Below are 16,381 nucleotides of genomic sequence, written 5' to 3' on the forward strand. Positions count from 1 at the left end.
AATCCACGCGTGTATGCTCCGCGTCTGCGGTTGGCGCCAATTCACCCAGGCCCGCCCCAGACCCCCGGCGCTTGACGCTGCGAATACGCGCGTTGGCCGATCCTGTCCTCCTCTGTTTCGCCAGTTGCCTCATTGAAGCCCTTGCCCAGCCTGCCCACTTCGACGTTGGAACGCGCCTCTTTCCTGGCTTCATCGCCGGATCCGGCCCTGTATCGCACGGTCCTTGAGCGCCTGAATGCGGGGTTCTGCATCATCGAGGTGATCTTCGACGATGCCGGGGTGGGCGTGGATTACCGGTTCGTGGAGGTCAACGAGGCGTTTTCGCGCAATACCGGCTTGAGCAATGTCTGCGGGCAGCGGATGACCAGCCTGCAGCCCGGCCATGAGACGGACTGGTACCGCACCTATGGCGAGGTGGCACTGAGCGGCCAGGCCCGGCAGTTCGAGATGGAAGCACGCGCGCTGAACCGGTGGTATTCGGTCGAGGCGGTCAGCGTTGGCGAACCGGACGAGCATCTGGTGGCCGTAGTGTTCTTCGACATCACCAACCGCAAGCACATCGAGGTGGAGCTGGCCGAAAGCGAGGCGCGCTTCAGTGCGCTGGCCGATGGCCTGCCGATGCCGGTGTGGGTCCTGGATGAGCGCGGGCATTCGCGCTTCGTCAACAGTGCCTTCAGCGAGTTCTTCGGCGGCGACGAGCAGCGCGTACCGGACGATGTGTGGCGTGGCCTGGTGCATCCCGACGATGCTTCGGTGTTCGATTACGAACTGCAGGAGGCACTGAAGTCGCAGCGCTCCATGCATGCACTGGTGCGCGGCCGTCGCGCCGACGGGCAATGGCGCTGGCTGGAAATGAACGCGCGGCCCCGCTTTTCCAGGATGGGCCGTTTCATCGGCCTGGCCGGCAGCAGCCCGGATGTGACCGAGCGTCGCGAAATCGAAATGGCGCGCGAAGAACTGCTGCAGTCCGAGCGTGCCGCGCGCAGCGCCGCCGAGAACATGGCGCGGCTGAAGGATGAGTTCCTGGCCACGCTTTCGCACGAGCTGCGCACCCCGCTCACCACCATCCTGGGCTGGAGCGAACTGCTGCTGCAGCGTATCGACAACACCAGCCCGATGTACAAGGGGCTGGGCGTGATCGCCAACAGTGCGATGGCGCAGAAGCGGCTGATCTCGGACATGCTGGACCTGAGCAGCATGCTGCTGGGCAAGGTCCAGCTGGAAGTGGAAATGCTGGATCTGCGTGCGCAGCTGGAAGAGGCCATGCGTGCACAGGAGCTGGTCGCCGAAGGCAAAGCGCTCTCGATGGAACTGGTGATGCCCGACGAGCCGTGCCTGGTGCTCGGCGATGCCACGCGCCTGCAGCAGGTGCTGTGGAACCTGCTGTCCAACGCCATCAAATTCACCCCGGCCGAAGGGCGCGTGGTGCTCACCCTGGCCGCCGATGGCGGGCACTGGTCGATCACCGTGACCGACTCCGGCGACGGCATCGCGCCGGAGTTCCTGCGCCATCTGTTCAGCCGCTTCCGCCAGGCCGACGGCACCACCACGCGTCGCCATGGCGGCCTGGGGCTGGGGCTGGCGATCGTCCAGCAGCTGGTGGAACTGCATGGTGGCGTGGTTGCGGCCAGCAGCGAAGGCCACGGCCAGGGTGCCAGCTTCAACGTGCGCCTGCCGCGCTATCAGCCGCAGGCCGATGGCCGCCCGCTGCGCGAAGTGTTCAGTGGGCCGATCACCGAACAGATCATCGAGCCGTATCCGCTCAAGGGCCTGCACCTGCTGGCCGTGGAAGACCAGCCCGAGGTGCTGGAGTACCTGCGGCGGCTGTTGGAAGAGCAGGGCGCTTCGGTCACCACGGCGTCCTCGGCCGGCGAAGCGCTGGCACTGCTCAACGAAAACGGCCACAGCGGTATCGATGCCCTGCTGACCGACATCGGCATGCCCGGCATGGATGGGTACGGCCTGGTACGCACATTGCGCGACAACATGGGCGTCGAGCCAGAGGCGTTGCCGGCGGTGGCGGTGACGGCGCTGGCGCGTGCGGACGACCGCAAGCGCGCATTGGCGTCAGGCTTCCAGGAGCACGTGGCCAAGCCGTATTCGGTCGCCCAGCTGGTGGCCGCGGTGCGGGGCGTACTCGCCAGCCGCTGAGCCGGCGCCGCTGCCGGCAGCCGTTGGCAATGTGTTGACGCCGCGGCGGGCACACTGAGGGCGTACGCCACAGGAGTTGCCATGTCACGTTACGCCCCCCGCATCCACACCGATCCGGCCGCCATCGCGGCCCTGGAAGCGCTGCTGCCGCAGCTGCACGGCCAGACCCAGGTCGAGCTCACGCTTGATGACGGCAGCCGCCTGCTGGGCACCGTGGCAGTGCAGCCGACGCTGCAGCAGTACCGCGATGCCGACGAACATGAAGGCAGTAACGGCCAGCTGCGATTGGACGATCTGGATACGCCGGTCCAGCAGCACCTCATCTGGCTCGATCAGATCAGGGCCATCCGGCAGCTGCCCTACCGCGAGTGATCGCGGCGGGCAGTGCCTCGGCGTCGGCTCAGTGGGTGAATTCGCTGGGCTCGGCTTCGAAGCGACGCGCGTAGGCTCGCTCATCGGCGATGCGCGCCACCTCTTCATCGGCCATGTCCGGCGCCCCATAGACCGCATAGGCCACGTTGCCATCGGAGGTCTTGCCGATCTGGTGCAGGCGGTAGCGCGAATGGCCGCCGCCGGTGTCTTCGGGGTAGTGCACCGGTGGTTGGCTGCCCTCCATGTCCATTTCGCTGTTGTCGACTACGCCACCGACGAACAATGCACGCATGAGCCATCTCCACGGGAAGTGAGGCTCCACCCTGCCGGTTTGGATGTTGTCAGGGCATCAACAGGACGTTGAATAAACGCAAATCCGGGTCCGGCCGGGCGAACCGGTAGAATGGCGGCCTCTTTTCAAGATGTGCCCCCGCATGGCTGCCCAGCACGACGCTCCCCTGGAAACCCTGTTCCTGCCCTTCGCCAGTGGCGCACTGTCCTGGCCGGCCGGCCCCGTGCTGTTCCTGCGCGCCCGCGACGGCGCGCCGCTGCGCGAGCACGCCCAGCCGGCCCAGCTGGTCTGCGAGCAGAGCTTCCGCCCGTTCGCCGATGCGCTGGAAGCCAGTGGCTGGACCGTACGCGACGAGCAGCAGCTGGCCAGCGACGCCACCCGCTACGCCGTGGTGCTGGTCCTGCCGCCGCGCCAGCGCGAGGAGGCCAAGGCCCTGTTCGCCCGTGCGCTGGCGCTGGCCGCGCCCGGCGGCATCGTGGTGGCCTGCCAGCACAACAACGAAGGTGCCCGCTCCGGCGAAGGCGACCTGCAGCAGTTGGCCGGCCTGGGCGGCAAGCTGACCAAGAACCACTGCCGCGCCTACTGGACCGCGCCGCTCAATGGCCAGCACGACGCCGCGCTGGCGCAGCGCTGGGCGTCGCTGGACGCGCCGCGCGCGATCCTGGGCGGCCGGTTCCAGAGCCGCCCCGGCATCTTCGCCTGGGACCGCATCGACCCGGCCTCGGCGCTGCTGGTGGAGCAGCTGCCGGCCGACCTGGCCGGCCGTGGCGCTGACCTGGGGGCCGGCTTCGGCTACCTGTCCGCTGAAGTGCTGGCCCGCTGCCCGAACGTGAGCGCGCTGGACCTGTATGAGGCCGAAGGCCGCGCCCTGGCCCTGGCCCGCGAGAACCTTGCCGCGCTGGGCAAGCCGGCGGCGCTGGGCTTCCACTGGCAGGACGTCACCGCCGGGATCGAGGGCGAGTACGACTTCATCGTGACCAACCCGCCGTTCCACACGCCCTCGCGCGCCGACCGTCCCGACATCGGCCAGCGCTTCATCGCCGTGGCCGCGCAGGCGCTGCGCCCGGGCGGGCGGATGTGGCTGGTGGCCAACCGCCATCTGCCGTACGAGCAGATCCTCAACGAAAGCTTCGGCCAGGTCCGCGTGGCCGCCGAGCGCGATGGCTTCAAGCTGATCGAAGCGACCAAGGCGAGCAAGAGCGCCGCCCCGGCCCGCGCCCCGCGCAGCACCGAGCCGAAGTGGGGCCGCGGAGGCCGCGCATGAAGCTGGTCAAGCTGTTGGCCAACCTGGGCTATGGCAGCCGCAAGCAGGTGCAGGGGATGTTCCGCGCTGGCCTGATCACCGATGCCGACGGCGAGGTCCTGTACGCCGACGACGCGGTCGCGCATGAGGCGATCCGGGTCGAGGGCGAGCCGCTGGATCCGCCGCAGGGGCTGACCCTGATGCTGCACAAGCCACGCGGCTACACCTGTTCGACCAAGGACAAGGGCCGGCTGATCTACGACCTGCTGCCGCCGCGTTACCGCGAGCGTGCGCCGGTGCTGTCCTCGGTGGGCCGCCTGGACCGCGACACCAGCGGCCTGCTGCTGATGACCGATGACGGCGCGCTGCTGCACCGGATCGTGTCGCCGAAGTCGCGCCTGGACAAGGCCTACGAGGTCACCCTGGCCGAAGATCTGCGCGGCGATGAAACCGCGCGTTTCGCCAGCGGCGGCCTGCTGTTGGAATCGGATGACAAGCCGCTGCTGCCGGCCGAGCTGCACGTGAACGGTCCGCGCCAGGCGCAGCTGGTCCTGCACGAGGGCCGTTACCACCAGGCCCGCCGGATGTTCGCGGCCGTTGGCAACCATGTCGAGGCGCTGCACCGCAGCCGCATCGGTGGGCTCTCGCTGGGCGAGCTGCCTGAAGGTGAGTGGCGCATGCTGGATGCGGCCGATCTCGAGACGCTGTTCAACGTCCCATGACGGCCTTCGCCGCGCTGCCGTTCCTGCCCGACGCCGTCATCTTCGACATGGACGGCCTGATGATCGACAGCGAGCGCGTCTCCATCGCGTGCTGGTCGCAGGCCGCGCAGGAACTGGCACTGCCCTTCCCGGAGGGGTTCTGGCTGCGCATGGTGGGCCTGGGCGACCGCGATTGCGAACGCCTGCTGCTGCAGACGGTGAATGCCGAGCAGGTCGCCGCGCTGTTCGCGCGCTGCCACGACCTGTACGAAGCGCGCACGCAGCAGGGGCTGCCGCTGCGCCCCGGCATCCTGGAGATCCTGCAGCTGCTGCACGATCACGGTGTGCCGCGCGCGGTCGCAACCTCCACGCGCCAGCCGCGCGCCTCGCGCAAGTTGGCCGCCGCCGGCCTGCTGCCGTTCTTCGAGGTGGTGGTGACCAGCAGTGACGTGTCGCGTCCCAAGCCGGCGCCGGACATCTACCTGCTCGCGGCGCAGAAGCTGGGCAAGGACCCGGCGCGCTGCCTGGCGCTGGAAGATTCCCCGGCCGGCATCCGCGCGGCGGTGGGTGCGGGCATGACCGCGATCCAGGTGCCGGACCTGGTGCACCCGGATGAGGAACTGCGTGCGCTGGGGCATCGCATCGTGGGTTCGCTGCTGGATGCGCGGGCGTTGTTGATGCCGTTGCTGCCTCCTCCTTGAGTTTGCCCAACGGCCTGCCAGCGGCAGCGGGGCTCGGCTCGCCGATACACCGGCATAAAAAAGCCCGGCACATGGCCGGGCTTTTTCGTGTACGTCGCCGCTGCAATCAGATGCGGCTGAACACCAGCGCTGCGTTCGTGCCACCAAAGCCGAAGCTGTTGGACATCACGGTGTTCAGCTGTGCCGGCTGGGTCTGCTGCACGATCGGGAAGCCTTCCACCAGCGGATCCAGCTCGCCGATGTTGGCCGAACCGGCGATGAAGCCGTCGCGCATCATCAGCAGGCAGTAGATCGCTTCGTGCACGCTTGCCGCACCCAGCGAGTGGCCGGACAGCGCCTTGGTCGAGGACAGCGGCGGAATGTTCTCGCCGAACACTTCGCGCACGGCCTTCAACTCGGTGACGTCGCCCAGCGGGGTCGAAGTGCCATGCGTGTTGAGGTAGTCGATCGGGCCGGTGAGGTGCTCCATCGCCATGTTCATGCAGCGCACCGCGCCTTCACCGGACGGGGCAACCATGTCGGCACCGTCGGAGGTGACGCCGTAACCGACCAGCTCGGCGTAGATGCGTGCACCACGGGCCACGGCGTGGTCGTAGTCTTCCAGCACCAGCATGCCGCCGCCACCGGCGATGACGAAGCCATCGCGGTCCTTGTCGTACGGGCGCGAGGCCGAGGCGGGCGTGTCGTTGAAGCGGGTCGACAGGGCACCCATCGCATCGAACATCACGCTCATCGACCAGTGCAGGTCTTCACCGCCACCGGCGAACATCACATCCTGCGCACCATGACGGATCAGATCCGCGGCAGCGCCGATGCAATGCGCGGAGGTGGCGCAGGCGGCCGACAGCGAGTAGCTCAGGCCCTTGATCTGGAACGCCGTGGCCAGGCACGCCGACACGGTGGAGCACATCGTGCGCGGCACCATGTACGGGCCGACCTTGCGCACGCCACGGGCGCGCAGGATGTCGGCCGATTCCACCTGCCACTGGCTGGAGCCACCACCGGAACCGGCGATCAGGCCGGTACGCGGGTTGGCGACCTGCGCCTCGTCCAGGCCGGCATCGGCGATCGCATCGCGCATGGCGATGTACGCATACGCCGAGGCATCGCTCATGAAGCGCTTCACCTTGCGGTCGATCTGCGCATCCAGGTCCAGCTCGATGTTGCCGCCGACGTGGCTGCGCAGGCCGGCCTCGGCGTGATCGGGCAGATGACGGATGCCGGCACGGCCTTCACGCAGTGCGGAGGACACGGTGTCCAGATCGTTGCCCAGGCACGAGGTGATGCCCATTCCGGTAATGACGACGCGACGCATCAGAAGTTCTCAGTGGAAGTGAACAGACCTACACGCAGGTCTTTGGCAGAGTAGATTTCGCGACCGTCCACCAGCATGCGGGCGTCGGACTGGGCCATCACCAGCTTGCGGTTGATGACGCGCGAGATATCGATTTCGTAGGTGACGCGCTTGGCGCTCGGCAGCACCTGGCCGGTGAACTTCACTTCACCGCAGCCCAGGGCGCGGCCGCGGCCGGGCGCGCCGATCCAGGTCAGGAAGAAGCCGGTCAGCTGCCACATGGCATCCAGACCGAGGCAGCCGGGCATGACCGGGTCGCCAAGGAAGTGGCAGTCGAAGAACCACAGGTCGGGGCGGATATCCAGTTCCGCGCGTACCATGCCTTTGCCGTGTGGGCCGCCGTCCTCGCGGATATCGGTAATGCGATCGAACATCAGCATCGGATCATTGGGCAGGCGACCGCTGCCCGGGCCGAACAGTTCACCGCGGGCGCTGGCCAGCAGCTGGTCACGCGAGAACGCGTTGAGACGAGTCATGGAAAACGCAATCCTGAAGAAGTTGTCGTCGGGGTGAGCCGACCACAGGTCGACTGCTCTTGCTTGAAGCAAGTGCTCAAGAGTGCATGAGAAAAAGTGATTCAATCAAACGTTTTAACCGTACGCCGCCGTAGTGTTTTCAGGTTCAAAAACGCATGTTGTTGTTATCCAACAACCATACTGCGGCGTGTGGCTGTAATCTTGTTCATCTGAATCCGAGTGCCCACGCCCGTGTCCCGCCCCCGCAAGATCATTCACGTCGACATGGATGCGTTTTACGCGTCCGTGGAGCAGCGCGACGATCCCTCGTTGCGGGGCAAACCGGTGGTGGTGGCGTGGCGCGGCATGCGCTCGGTGGTGTGTGCGGCATCGTATGAGGCGCGCGTGTTCGGCGTGCGTTCGGCGATGCCCGCGGTGCGCGCGGAGCGGCTGTGTCCGGATGCGGTGTTCGTGCCCCCGGATTTCGTCCGTTACAAGGCGGTGTCCCGCCAGGTGCGCGAGATTTTCCTGCGGCATACGGAGCTGGTGGAACCGCTCTCGCTGGATGAGGCGTATCTGGATGTGACCGAGCACAAGGGCGGCATGACGGTGGCGACGGAGATTGCACAGATCATCCGCGCGCAGATCCGCGAGGAGACGCAGCTGACGGCGTCGGCGGGGATCGCGCCGAACAAGTTCCTGGCCAAGATCGCCTCGGATTGGCGCAAGCCGGATGGGCAGTTCGTGGTGCCGCCGCATCGCATCGAGCAGTTCCTGACGCCGTTGCCGGTGAACCGCGTGCCAGGCGTGGGCAAGGTGATGGCGGCCAAGCTGGCCGAGCTGGGCATCGCGACGGTGGGCGATCTGCGTTCGCTGCCGCTGGAGGAACTGGAGGCGCGCTTCGGAACGTTCGGCGGGCGCTTGTTCAATCGTGCGCGCGGCATCGATGAGCGACCGGTGGAGCCGGATCAGCCGGTGCAGTCGATTTCGTCGGAAGACACGTTCGCGGAGGATCTGCTGCTGGAGGATCTGGCGCCGGCGATCGTGCAGCTGGCGGAGAAGACGTGGCAGGCGACGCGCAAGACCGACCGGGTGGGGCATACGGTGGTGCTGAAGTTGAAGACCTCGCAGTTCCGGATCATTACGCGCAGTTTCACGCCGGAGTCGCCGCCGGATTCGATGGAGGAACTGCGGGATATTGCGCTGGGGTTGCGGGCGCGGGTGGAGCTGCCGCTGGAGACGCGGTATCGGTTGGTGGGGGTGGGGTTGGGGGGCTTCCGGGAGCGGGAGGTGGTGCGCCAGCCGGGGTTGTTTGATCACCTGGGTGATGGCTGACGGTTTTTCTGTTTGCGGTGACGGCAACGGCAACGGCAACGGCAACGGCTGAGGCGCTGGGGTCCGGGTGATGAGGGTTTGGGACGACGCGGGTGGGGTATCGGGACCCGCTGCAAGTACATCCCTGTAAGCTCGTGTGTTGCCATCCATGGCAACACACGGTCCCGATACCCCACCCGCGTCGTCCCCCCGACACTGGGTCGGTGCGCAGAGGGGAAACGCGTCGCGCGTTTCGAGATTCGCGAATGACGTCTGGTTTCTACGGATGCGTCATTACGGCCACTGCATTTCACCCTTGGCGACCTTCGCGCTCAGTTCCAGTGAACTCTCGCCCGCCAGATTCGGATAGCGTTTTTTCATCGCGGCAATCAGTGCATTGGCGTCTTTGCTGCGTGCGGTTTCTTCGTCGAAGGCGCGGATGTAGTCGGCGGTGAAATCCACTGCGCTGATGTCCAAGGCGGCATCGGCTGCGTAGTGGCCGGGGATGACGCGGGCGGGGTTCAGGGTTTTGATCGTGGCCAGTGTCTGCAGCCAGTGGGCGTGCGATTGGGCGCTTTGGGTGTCGGCCATCCAGACGTGTTCGCCGGCGACGATGGGGATGCCGCCGAGGACGGTGCGCAGGGCGGGGATCCACAGGACGGTGCGGTCCGGGGTGGGGCCGGTGAGGCCGATGATCTTGATCGGTTGGCCTTCAAGGGTGAGGGTGTCGCCGTCCAGGGGGGTCGGGATGACGATGCGGCTGGGCTTGGCTGCGCCCATCTGCGGGCCCCAGTAGGCGAGTTTGGCGGCCTGGGTGGCATTGATGTGGGCGACGGTGGAGGGGGTGGCGAGGATGCGGGCGTCGGGGAAGGCGTCCTGCAGCGTGGCCAGGCCGAAGTAGTAGTCGGGGTCGCCGTGGCTGATGTAGATCGTGGTCAGCCGTTTGCCGGAATCGCGGATGCGCTGGACGAGTTGCGCGGCATCGGTGGCGGCGAACTGGGCGTCGACCAGGATGGCGTCGTGGCGGCCGGTGATCAGGGTGGACGCGACCGAAAACAGCGCCTTGTCGCCGGGGTGGTAGGGCTGCACCTGCAGCGCGTGGGCTTCGGCGGTGGCCGCAGCGGCGTGGCTGATGGCCGGTGGGCTCATGGCGAGCGCGGTACCGAGCGTCAACGCCAGGGCCAGGGTCGTGCGGGAAACGTTCTGCATTTCAAGAAGTCCTGTGCAGCGCGGCCCCGGCATCACACCGGGGCGGGACGGCCCCGACATGGCACCGGGGGGAACGGCCCCGACATGACACCGGGGCCGGTAGAGCCGACCGTTGGTCGGCTGCTTCACATCGGCGGCCTGGTCAGTACGCAACCGTGGCGATCTGCCGCACGTACTGCGGGGTTTCGATCTCGCTGACGAAGGCGTCGGCGTAGTCGGCGTAGCTGATCCGGCTGTGTCCGTCGGCACCGACCAGGAAATTCTTCGCCTGGCTGCGGAAGCCGCCGCGCTGCGGGCCGGGGCCGATCTCGGCGGCGGGCGAGTAGAAGGTCCAGTCCAGGTCATCGACGGCCTGCAGCTGCTTCAGCGTCTCGCGCGCGGCCAGGGCGACCGGCTTGTAGGCATCCGGGAAGCCCTCGGTGTCCACCAGTTGCACGCCCGGGGCGACTTCCAGGCTGCCCGCACCGCCGACCATGATGAAGCGCGGTACGCCGGCCTGGCGGGCTGCCTTGACCAGCGCGGCGCTGGTGGTGGTCACGGTGCTCGGCGCATCACCCGGGCGCGGGCCGAAGGCGCTGGCCAGCACGTCGTGGCCGACGATCACGGCGGCCAGGGCATCGGTATCGTCCAGCGCGGCGACGGCCAGCTGGGCACCCTCCAGTTCGGCCGGCAGGTCGGTCTCGCGGCGCACGATGGCGGTGACCTGATGGCCGCGGGCGAGGGCCTGGCGGGTGATTTCACGGCCGATATTGCCGGTGGCACCAACAAGCGCGATTTTCATGGGGCAGGTCCATTGAGGAAGGAAGGCCAGCGTATGCCTCTGGAATCGAACGAAAAACCGCGTATAACGGCCTAATTTGTTGCACGGATCGATCAAATGGACCGGATGACCGCCATGAACGTGTTCGTCGAGGTCGCCGAGCGCGGCAGCCTGACCGCAGCGGCGGAGGCACTGGAGATGTCGCGGGCGATGGTGACCCGTTATCTGGCCGAGGTGGAGCGCTGGCTGGGCGCGCGGCTGCTGCACCGGACCACGCGCCGGATCAGCCTGACCGGGCCGGGCGAAGCCGCGCTGCTGCGGTTCCGGCAGATGCTGGCGATCGGTGATGAGCTGCGTGGTGAGCTGGCCACGGACAATCCCGAGCCGCACGGGCTGCTGCGGGTCACCGCGAGTGTCTCCTTCGGGCAGATCCACCTGGCGGCGGCGGTGGCGGCGTTCGTCAAACGGCATCCGCTCACGCGCGTGGAACTGCTGCTGGTGGATCGGGTGGTGAATCTGGTCGAAGAGCGCGTGGACATCGCGGTGCGCATTTCGCGCGCGATCGATCCGAGTCTGATCGCGCGGCCGTTGGCGCCGTGCCGTTCGGTGCTGTGCGCGGCGCCGTCGTACCTGACCGAGCACGGCACGCCGACCACCGCCGATGCACTGGCCGCGCACAACTGCCTGACGCACCACTATGTCGGCAAGAGCGTGTGGCACCTGCAACGCGACGGACGGAAGATCGCGGTGGCGGTAGGCGGCAACATCAGTGCCAATGAAGCGTCGCTGCTGCTCGAAGCGGTGCGTGCCGGCGCCGGCATCGCGATGTTGCCGACGTACCAGATCGCCCCGTTGCTCCGCAGTGGCGAGCTGATCGAGGTGCTGCCTGATTACGAAGTGGAAGGCTTGGGTATCCACGCGGTATATGCGTCACGCCGGCAGCTGCCGACAATCATGCGCAGCTTCCTGGATTTCCTGGTGGAACGTTTTGCCAGCCCGGCATTCCTGGCGCAGCTGTAAACGCGGCGCTACCCGGGCGTGCATCGGCATCACACACGCACCTCCGTACAATGGCCCTTCCCTGCTGTGGAAGTGAGCATTGCCTTGTCGTACCCGTATCCGTTGGTGGTGTTCGATCTGGATGGCACGCTGGTGGACAGCGCCGCCGATATCGCCGAGGCGTTGAACCGCACGCTGGAGGACTGGCAGTTGCCGCGCGTGCCCGAGGCCACCGTGCTGACCTGGATCGGCGATGGTGTGCGCCGATTGGTGGAGCAGGCATTCGATGCGGCTGGCAGCGCCGTCGAACTGGACAAGGTGATGCCCGGTTTCATGCGGCACTACGAGGCGTGCCTGTTGCGCAGCCCACGTCTGTTTGATGGTGTGACCGACACGTTGGCCGCATTGCGCGAACGCGCGGTGACGCTGGCGATCTGCACCAACAAGCCGTCGGCGCTGGTGGCGCCGTTGCTGCAGCATTTCGGGTTGCAGGATCAGTTCGCGCTGGTGCTGGGCGGAGATTCGCTGCCGGAACGCAAGCCCAGTGGTGCGCCGTTGCGGCATATCGCGGCGCACTTCGAGGTGGCCGTCGAGGCGGCCCTGATGGTGGGTGATTCGATCACCGATTACCGCGCCGCGGTGGATGCGGGCATGCCGGTGGCGCTGGTGCGCTATGGGTATCCGCGCGGGCTCGATCTAAACAACGTCGCGGCGGTGGCGGTGATGGACGATCTGCGGGAACTGCTGGCGCTCTAATGCGCGTGTGCCGACCAACGGTCGGCACCTACCAGGGTCAACGATTGTGCCGACCAACGGTCGGCACCTGCCAGGTTCAATGGTTGTGCCGACCAATGGTCGGCAGCTGCCGAGGGTGGGACGGCAGCGGTGCCGCCGTCCCGCACGCTTATTTCGGCTGGTAACGCACGCTCAGGCGGTACTCGCGGCCCGGCTGGTTGTACCAGGCAACGGTTTCGTAATCGCGGTCGAAGACATTGCTGACGCGGCCCAGCACCGACCAGTCGCGGCTCAGTGCGTATTCCAGGCGCAGGTCCACGGTGCCATAGCCACCCAGGCGCACGGTGTTGGCCGCATCGTCGTAACGCTTGCCGGCGCCGTTGGCGGTGAGGCCGGCGCGGAAGTCACCGAAGCGGCGATCCACGTCCAGGCGCGCGGTGTTCTGGGCGCGGCGGGCCAGCCAGTTGTCGAACTGCGCGCTGCCGTCGGTGCGGTTGCGCGGGTCGGTGTGGCTGAGCTGTGCATTGAGGTCGAACCCGGCCACGGTGATCGCACCGGTCAGTTCGGCGCCGCGGATGCGGGCCTTCTCGACCTGCGACATCATGAAGGTCGTCGCGTCGTACGTGATCAGGTCATCGATGCGCGTTTCGTACACGTCCAGGCCCCAGCGCCAGCCGTCGCCCTGCTGGGCAATGCCGACGTTCGCGCTCTTGGATTTTTCCGGCTCCAGGGTCGGCACGCCGCTCCACGGGTCGTAGAGGTCGCTGAAGGTCGGGGCCTTGAACGCCGTGCCGTAGCTGGCGTTGAGGCGGAACCCGCTGCCCAGCTCCAGGCCCCAGCCGAGGCTGCCGGTGGTGTGGTTGCCGAACTGCTCGTTGTCGTCGCTGCGCACGCTGGCCTGCAGGTGGTGCGCGCCGAAGCGGCCCTGGTACTGCACGAACACGCCGGTATTGTCGCGGCTGTCGACCAGATAGCCGGCGCTGCTGCCGTCCAGGTTGTCCTGGCTCCAGTCCACGCCGGCGCTCAGCAGCTGGCCGTCGGCGATGCCGATATCGGCCTGCACCGAGGCGCTGTCACGGTGGGACTGCGCGTTGCCCAGCCAGGCATCACCGTTGAAGTTGTCCGATTCGTTGTCGGCACGGCCGACATTGACGGTGAGATTGAAGCGCGCGCTGGGCGTGTAGCGCAGCTTGCCACCGAGCACCTGCTGCAGGGTCTCGGAGTAGTTGTAGTAGCCGTCGTAGTGGTTCTCGCCTTCGGCGCGCAGCGCGGTGCCTTCCAGGCTCAGCGTATCGGTCAGCGCATAGCCGCCGCGCAGGCTCATCGACAGGTTGCGGTAGCCATCGCGGTCGGGCTCATTGGCGCCACAGCCGGCGAACGGCGAGACGGAGCCGCGGCAGGCGTTGATGCCGTCGGTGTGCTGGTAGGCGATGTCGGTGCCGAACCAGCCACGCTCGCCACTGCCACCGAAGCCACCGCTGGCCTCGCGCAGGCCGTTGCTGCCGCCGCCGAGCTGCAGGTGTGGCGCGAACTGGCCGGCATTGCGGCGGGTGAAGATCTGGATCACGCCACCGATCGCGTCGGCGCCGTACAGGCTGGACTGCGGGCCACGCACGATCTCGATGCGCTCGATCTGCGCCAGCGGCAGGTCCTGGATCATGGCCAGGCCGAGGTCACCGGTGTTGATGCGCACGCCGTCGATCAGCACCAGGGTGTGGGCCGAGTTGGTGCCGCGCAGGAACAGCGAGCTCTGCTTGCCCAGGCCACCGCTGTTGTTGAGGTTGATGCCGGCCCGGCCGCGCAGCAGCTCCTGCAGCGACGGTGCCTGGCTGCGCTCGATCTCGGCGCGGTCGATCACCTGCGCTGGCGAGATGCTGTCCTGCAGGGCGATCGGGGTGCGGGTGGCGGTGACCAGTACCTGGTCCAGCGCGGTCGCCTCGTCCTGGGCCGACGCCAGCAGGGGCAGGGCCGACAACACGGCCAGGGAAAGGACTTGGATCTGCAGCTTCATCGATGACTCCATGCACCGCGCACGCCCGCGCGGCAAGGGGTGGGGATGATCGCGCTGCAGGGATGGATCGACGGTTGGCGGACGCGCACGGCGCCGCTTGCCGCCGCCATGCCCGCCGCATCGCAACCAGTCGTCTTCCAGGCCGGTCTCCGGGCTTGCGGGTCGATGGCGGTGCCATCGTGCCAGGCGCCTTCCCATGCCGGAGCACAGTGGCGTGTTGCCTGGTGTTTCCTCGCTTACCGTTGCGGGGGCAGCGCCGGAGTGGCGGCGGGGCACGAGGCCTGACGCGTCACCGGCTTCCCGTTTCAACCTGGCGGCATTGCAGCCCCGGGTCACCTGAAAGTGGGCGCAGTCTAAGCCATCGGCCGGGCCGGTGGAGCGCACCGGTTAGAATGCGCCTCGCTTTTTCGATGTGATCTCCATGACCCCGACGTGGTTGCAGCACCCCGGTACCGACGCCCGTGACCCTCACCGGCCGGCCGCAGCGGGCAGCAGAGGGGGCCCGGCATGATCCTCGACCTGATCCGCCACGCCAGCACCGGCCGCGACGACCATCTCGATGGCCGTACCGATCCACCGCTGCATGAGGGCGCCACCGACGCGCTGTGCGCGCGCTACGCGGCGCTGTCCTGGGAGCGCGTGCTGTGCTCGCCGCGGCAGCGCGCCGTGCGCACCGCCGAAGCGCTGGCGGCCCCGCTCGGGCGGGGGGTGGACACTGACGAGGAATGGGAAGAGCTGGATTTCGGCGACTGGGATGGTGCCGCGCTGGAGGCGCTGCCGATGGACGCGCTGTCGGCGTTCCATCTGGACCCGCACGCCAACCCGCCGCCGCACGGCGAAAGCTGGGGCCACTTCGAGCGCCGCATCGCGCGTGGGCTGCACCGGCTGCTGGATGATCCGGACCCGGTGCCGACCCTGATCGTCAGTCATGGCGGGCCGCTGCGCATGGTGCTGTCGCAGGTCTGCGGGTTGCCGATGGCGATGTGCTGGGCGCTGCGCATCGACCACGGCACGCGGCTGCGGCTGCGCGTGGAGCGCGAAGACGATCAACTCTGGGGCGAGCTGCTGGAACTGCAGCAGGTATGAAGCGCGCAGGACCGACGATGCGTCGGTCCGTGCGGATCAGCGAGGCTCGTCGTCGCTCTCGAACGGCGATGCCTCATCGCCCTCATCATCGCGATGCTCGACCGTGCGGTCGTAGACCGGGCCGGACGCGGGCGGCGCCTTCTTCAGCGGCTGCTCGGCGATGATGGCCTCGTACTCGGCCACCAGCACGGTACGGCGTGCTTCCGGCAGTTCCTGCCAGTGGCAGTCCTGCAGCGCGCCTTCCAGCGAATAGAGCAGGTTCAGGCTCGGTTTGAAGCCGGCACGGCGCACCTTGACGAAGGCACCCACGGCGCCGACCGCCACCAGGTCTTCCGGCGTACGCAGACCGACCTGGCGCAGCCATGCTGCGCTCTTCGGGCCGATGTTGCGCAGCTTGGCGCCACTCATCCCAGGGCCTCGACGAACACCGCGGCGATCGCTTCCAGGCCCGCCTGATCCTCGGCATCGAAGCGTGCCAGCGAGGGGCTGTCCAGGTCGAACACGCCGACCAGCTCGCCGTTGTGGATCAGCGGCACGACCAGTTCCGAGCGCGAGGCCGAATCGCAGGCGATATGGCCTGGGAATGCGTCCACGTCTTCAATGCGCTGGGTGACCCGCTGCGAGGCGGCAGCGCCACACACGCCCTTGTCGAGCGGAATGCGCACGCAGGCGGGCAAGCCCTGGAACGGGCCGACGACCAGCTCCTTGCCATCGAAGAAGTAGAAGCCGACCCAGTTCAGGTGCGGCAGGGCGTGGTAGACCAGCGCCGACAGGTTGGCCGCATTGGCGATGCGGTCGCGCTCGCCATGCACCAGGGCACGGGCCTGGGCCAGCAGCTGGCCGTACTGTTCCGGCTTGCTGCCGGTAAGCGTGGAGGTATCGAACATGGCCGCAGTCTACCAAGCCGCACGCCCGCCTGCGCCGGGGCCGGCGGAACGCAGCAGACCGCACCGCGGCGTTGCCGGGACGGCGGATAATGACGCGTTTCCAGCCCTGGT

Annotated in this window: 17 protein-coding genes and 1 riboswitch; of the genes, 9 read left to right on the forward strand and 8 right to left on the reverse strand. The window is 67.5% G+C overall.

The annotated features are described in order from the left end of the window. Positions 1–150: 150 nt before the first annotated feature. On the forward strand, positions 151–2,151 hold the full coding sequence (locus HMPREF3113_RS07490) for a hybrid sensor histidine kinase/response regulator (protein ID WP_235318889.1): 2,001 nt from the start codon (positions 151–153) through the stop codon (positions 2,149–2,151). Between the two features lie 81 nt (positions 2,152–2,232). Continuing rightward, entirely contained in the window at positions 2,233–2,523 is a 291-nt protein-coding gene (locus HMPREF3113_RS07495; protein ID WP_046272912.1) for a DUF3247 family protein, read from the forward strand. Positions 2,524–2,551: 28 nt separating this feature from the next. On the opposite strand, the gene HMPREF3113_RS07500 is transcribed toward HMPREF3113_RS07495, so the two are convergent. Beyond that, entirely contained in the window at positions 2,552–2,815 is a 264-nt protein-coding gene (locus HMPREF3113_RS07500; protein WP_019185760.1) for a hypothetical protein, read from the reverse strand. A 142-nt stretch (positions 2,816–2,957) separates the two neighbouring features. On the opposite strand from HMPREF3113_RS07500, the gene HMPREF3113_RS07505 reads away from it, so the two are divergent. The 3 genes from HMPREF3113_RS07505 to HMPREF3113_RS07515 are packed head-to-tail and all read left to right on the forward strand — an operon-like array spanning position 2,958 to position 5,460. Beyond that, a complete protein-coding gene (locus HMPREF3113_RS07505) occupies positions 2,958–4,079 on the forward strand; it encodes a class I SAM-dependent methyltransferase (protein WP_070471639.1) in 1,122 nt (373 codons plus the stop codon). Then, positions 4,076–4,780, forward strand: a complete 705-nt coding sequence (locus tag HMPREF3113_RS07510; protein ID WP_019185762.1) for a pseudouridine synthase — start codon at positions 4,076–4,078, stop codon at positions 4,778–4,780. The genes HMPREF3113_RS07505 and HMPREF3113_RS07510 overlap by 4 nt, the downstream gene beginning before the upstream one ends. Continuing rightward, positions 4,777–5,460: an HAD family hydrolase gene (locus HMPREF3113_RS07515; protein ID WP_019185763.1), complete on the forward strand. Its 684-nt coding sequence runs from the start codon at positions 4,777–4,779 to the stop codon at positions 5,458–5,460. Before HMPREF3113_RS07510 ends, HMPREF3113_RS07515 begins: the two co-directional genes overlap by 4 nt. A gap of 106 nt (positions 5,461–5,566) precedes the next feature. Here the strand turns inward: HMPREF3113_RS07515 and fabB are convergent, their stop codons facing one another. Together fabB and fabA are read right to left on the reverse strand one after the other, a co-directional pair. Further along, the gene (gene fabB / locus HMPREF3113_RS07520; RefSeq protein WP_070471640.1) at positions 5,567–6,775 is read right to left on the reverse strand and encodes a beta-ketoacyl-ACP synthase I; all 1,209 of its coding nucleotides are present in this window, start codon (positions 6,773–6,775) and stop codon (positions 5,567–5,569) included. Continuing rightward, positions 6,775–7,290 carry a 3-hydroxyacyl-[acyl-carrier-protein] dehydratase FabA gene (fabA, locus tag HMPREF3113_RS07525; protein ID WP_070471641.1) on the reverse strand — a complete coding sequence of 172 codons (516 nt, stop codon included), beginning with the start codon at positions 7,288–7,290 and terminating at the stop codon, positions 6,775–6,777. The genes fabB and fabA overlap by 1 nt, the downstream gene beginning before the upstream one ends. 231 nt (positions 7,291–7,521) lie before the next feature. On the opposite strand from fabA, the gene dinB reads away from it, so the two are divergent. Further along, on the forward strand, positions 7,522–8,604 hold the full coding sequence (dinB, locus tag HMPREF3113_RS07530) for a DNA polymerase IV (protein ID WP_070471642.1): 1,083 nt from the start codon (positions 7,522–7,524) through the stop codon (positions 8,602–8,604). Between the two features lie 273 nt (positions 8,605–8,877). On the opposite strand, the gene HMPREF3113_RS07535 is transcribed toward dinB, so the two are convergent. Further along, a complete protein-coding gene (locus tag HMPREF3113_RS07535; protein WP_070471643.1) occupies positions 8,878–9,792 on the reverse strand; it encodes an MBL fold metallo-hydrolase in 915 nt (304 codons plus the stop codon). Positions 9,793–9,934: 142 nt separating this feature from the next. After that, the gene (locus HMPREF3113_RS07540) at positions 9,935–10,573 is read right to left on the reverse strand and encodes an NAD(P)-dependent oxidoreductase (protein WP_070471644.1); all 639 of its coding nucleotides are present in this window, start codon (positions 10,571–10,573) and stop codon (positions 9,935–9,937) included. 96 nt (positions 10,574–10,669) lie between these two features. Between HMPREF3113_RS07540 and HMPREF3113_RS07545 the strand changes: the two genes are divergently transcribed. After that, on the forward strand, positions 10,670–11,572 hold the full coding sequence (locus tag HMPREF3113_RS07545) for a LysR family transcriptional regulator (protein ID WP_070471645.1): 903 nt from the start codon (positions 10,670–10,672) through the stop codon (positions 11,570–11,572). 84 nt (positions 11,573–11,656) lie between these two features. Beyond that, positions 11,657–12,307 (forward strand): phosphoglycolate phosphatase, encoded by a 651-nt coding sequence (gene gph, locus HMPREF3113_RS07550; RefSeq protein ID WP_026070183.1) that lies wholly within the window; start codon positions 11,657–11,659, stop codon positions 12,305–12,307. 148 nt (positions 12,308–12,455) lie between these two features. Here gph and btuB read toward each other — a convergent pair whose 3' ends face one another. Further along, positions 12,456–14,297, reverse strand: coding sequence for a TonB-dependent vitamin B12 receptor (gene btuB, locus HMPREF3113_RS07555; protein ID WP_070471646.1), 1,842 nt, complete (start codon positions 14,295–14,297; stop codon positions 12,456–12,458). A 122-nt stretch (positions 14,298–14,419) separates the two neighbouring features. Next, positions 14,420–14,652: riboswitch (cobalamin riboswitch) on the reverse strand. 152 nt (positions 14,653–14,804) lie between these two features. On the opposite strand from btuB, the gene HMPREF3113_RS07560 reads away from it, so the two are divergent. Then, entirely contained in the window at positions 14,805–15,383 is a 579-nt protein-coding gene (locus HMPREF3113_RS07560; protein ID WP_046273810.1) for a histidine phosphatase family protein, read from the forward strand. Positions 15,384–15,419: 36 nt separating this feature from the next. Here HMPREF3113_RS07560 and HMPREF3113_RS07565 read toward each other — a convergent pair whose 3' ends face one another. Further along, entirely contained in the window at positions 15,420–15,791 is a 372-nt protein-coding gene (locus HMPREF3113_RS07565; RefSeq protein WP_070471647.1) for a TfoX/Sxy family protein, read from the reverse strand. Further along, positions 15,788–16,270, reverse strand: a complete 483-nt coding sequence (locus HMPREF3113_RS07570; RefSeq protein WP_070471648.1) for a GAF domain-containing protein — start codon at positions 16,268–16,270, stop codon at positions 15,788–15,790. The genes HMPREF3113_RS07565 and HMPREF3113_RS07570 overlap by 4 nt, the downstream gene beginning before the upstream one ends. Positions 16,271–16,381 lie beyond the last annotated feature (111 nt).

Source organism: Stenotrophomonas sp. HMSC10F06, assembly GCF_001807865.1.
GTDB classification, from domain to species: domain Bacteria; phylum Pseudomonadota; class Gammaproteobacteria; order Xanthomonadales; family Xanthomonadaceae; genus Stenotrophomonas; species Stenotrophomonas bentonitica_A.

Coding starts and splice junctions, on each gene's coding strand:
- HMPREF3113_RS07495 (WP_046272912.1), top strand. CDS start 2,233: ATGTCACGTTACGCCCCCCGCATCCACACCGATCCGGCCGCCATCGCG.
- HMPREF3113_RS07500 (WP_019185760.1), bottom strand. CDS start 2,815: ATGCGTGCATTGTTCGTCGGTGGCGTAGTCGACAACAGCGAAATGGAC.
- HMPREF3113_RS07505 (WP_070471639.1), top strand. CDS start 2,958: ATGGCTGCCCAGCACGACGCTCCCCTGGAAACCCTGTTCCTGCCCTTC.
- HMPREF3113_RS07510 (WP_019185762.1), top strand. CDS start 4,076: ATGAAGCTGGTCAAGCTGTTGGCCAACCTGGGCTATGGCAGCCGCAAG.
- HMPREF3113_RS07515 (WP_019185763.1), top strand. CDS start 4,777: ATGACGGCCTTCGCCGCGCTGCCGTTCCTGCCCGACGCCGTCATCTTC.
- fabB (WP_070471640.1), bottom strand. CDS start 6,775: ATGCGTCGCGTCGTCATTACCGGAATGGGCATCACCTCGTGCCTGGGC.
- fabA (WP_070471641.1), bottom strand. CDS start 7,290: ATGACTCGTCTCAACGCGTTCTCGCGTGACCAGCTGCTGGCCAGCGCC.
- HMPREF3113_RS07535 (WP_070471643.1), bottom strand. CDS start 9,792: ATGCAGAACGTTTCCCGCACGACCCTGGCCCTGGCGTTGACGCTCGGT.
- HMPREF3113_RS07540 (WP_070471644.1), bottom strand. CDS start 10,573: ATGAAAATCGCGCTTGTTGGTGCCACCGGCAATATCGGCCGTGAAATC.
- HMPREF3113_RS07545 (WP_070471645.1), top strand. CDS start 10,670: ATGGACCGGATGACCGCCATGAACGTGTTCGTCGAGGTCGCCGAGCGC.
- btuB (WP_070471646.1), bottom strand. CDS start 14,297: ATGAAGCTGCAGATCCAAGTCCTTTCCCTGGCCGTGTTGTCGGCCCTG.
- HMPREF3113_RS07560 (WP_046273810.1), top strand. CDS start 14,805: ATGATCCTCGACCTGATCCGCCACGCCAGCACCGGCCGCGACGACCAT.
- HMPREF3113_RS07565 (WP_070471647.1), bottom strand. CDS start 15,791: ATGAGTGGCGCCAAGCTGCGCAACATCGGCCCGAAGAGCGCAGCATGG.
- HMPREF3113_RS07570 (WP_070471648.1), bottom strand. CDS start 16,270: ATGTTCGATACCTCCACGCTTACCGGCAGCAAGCCGGAACAGTACGGC.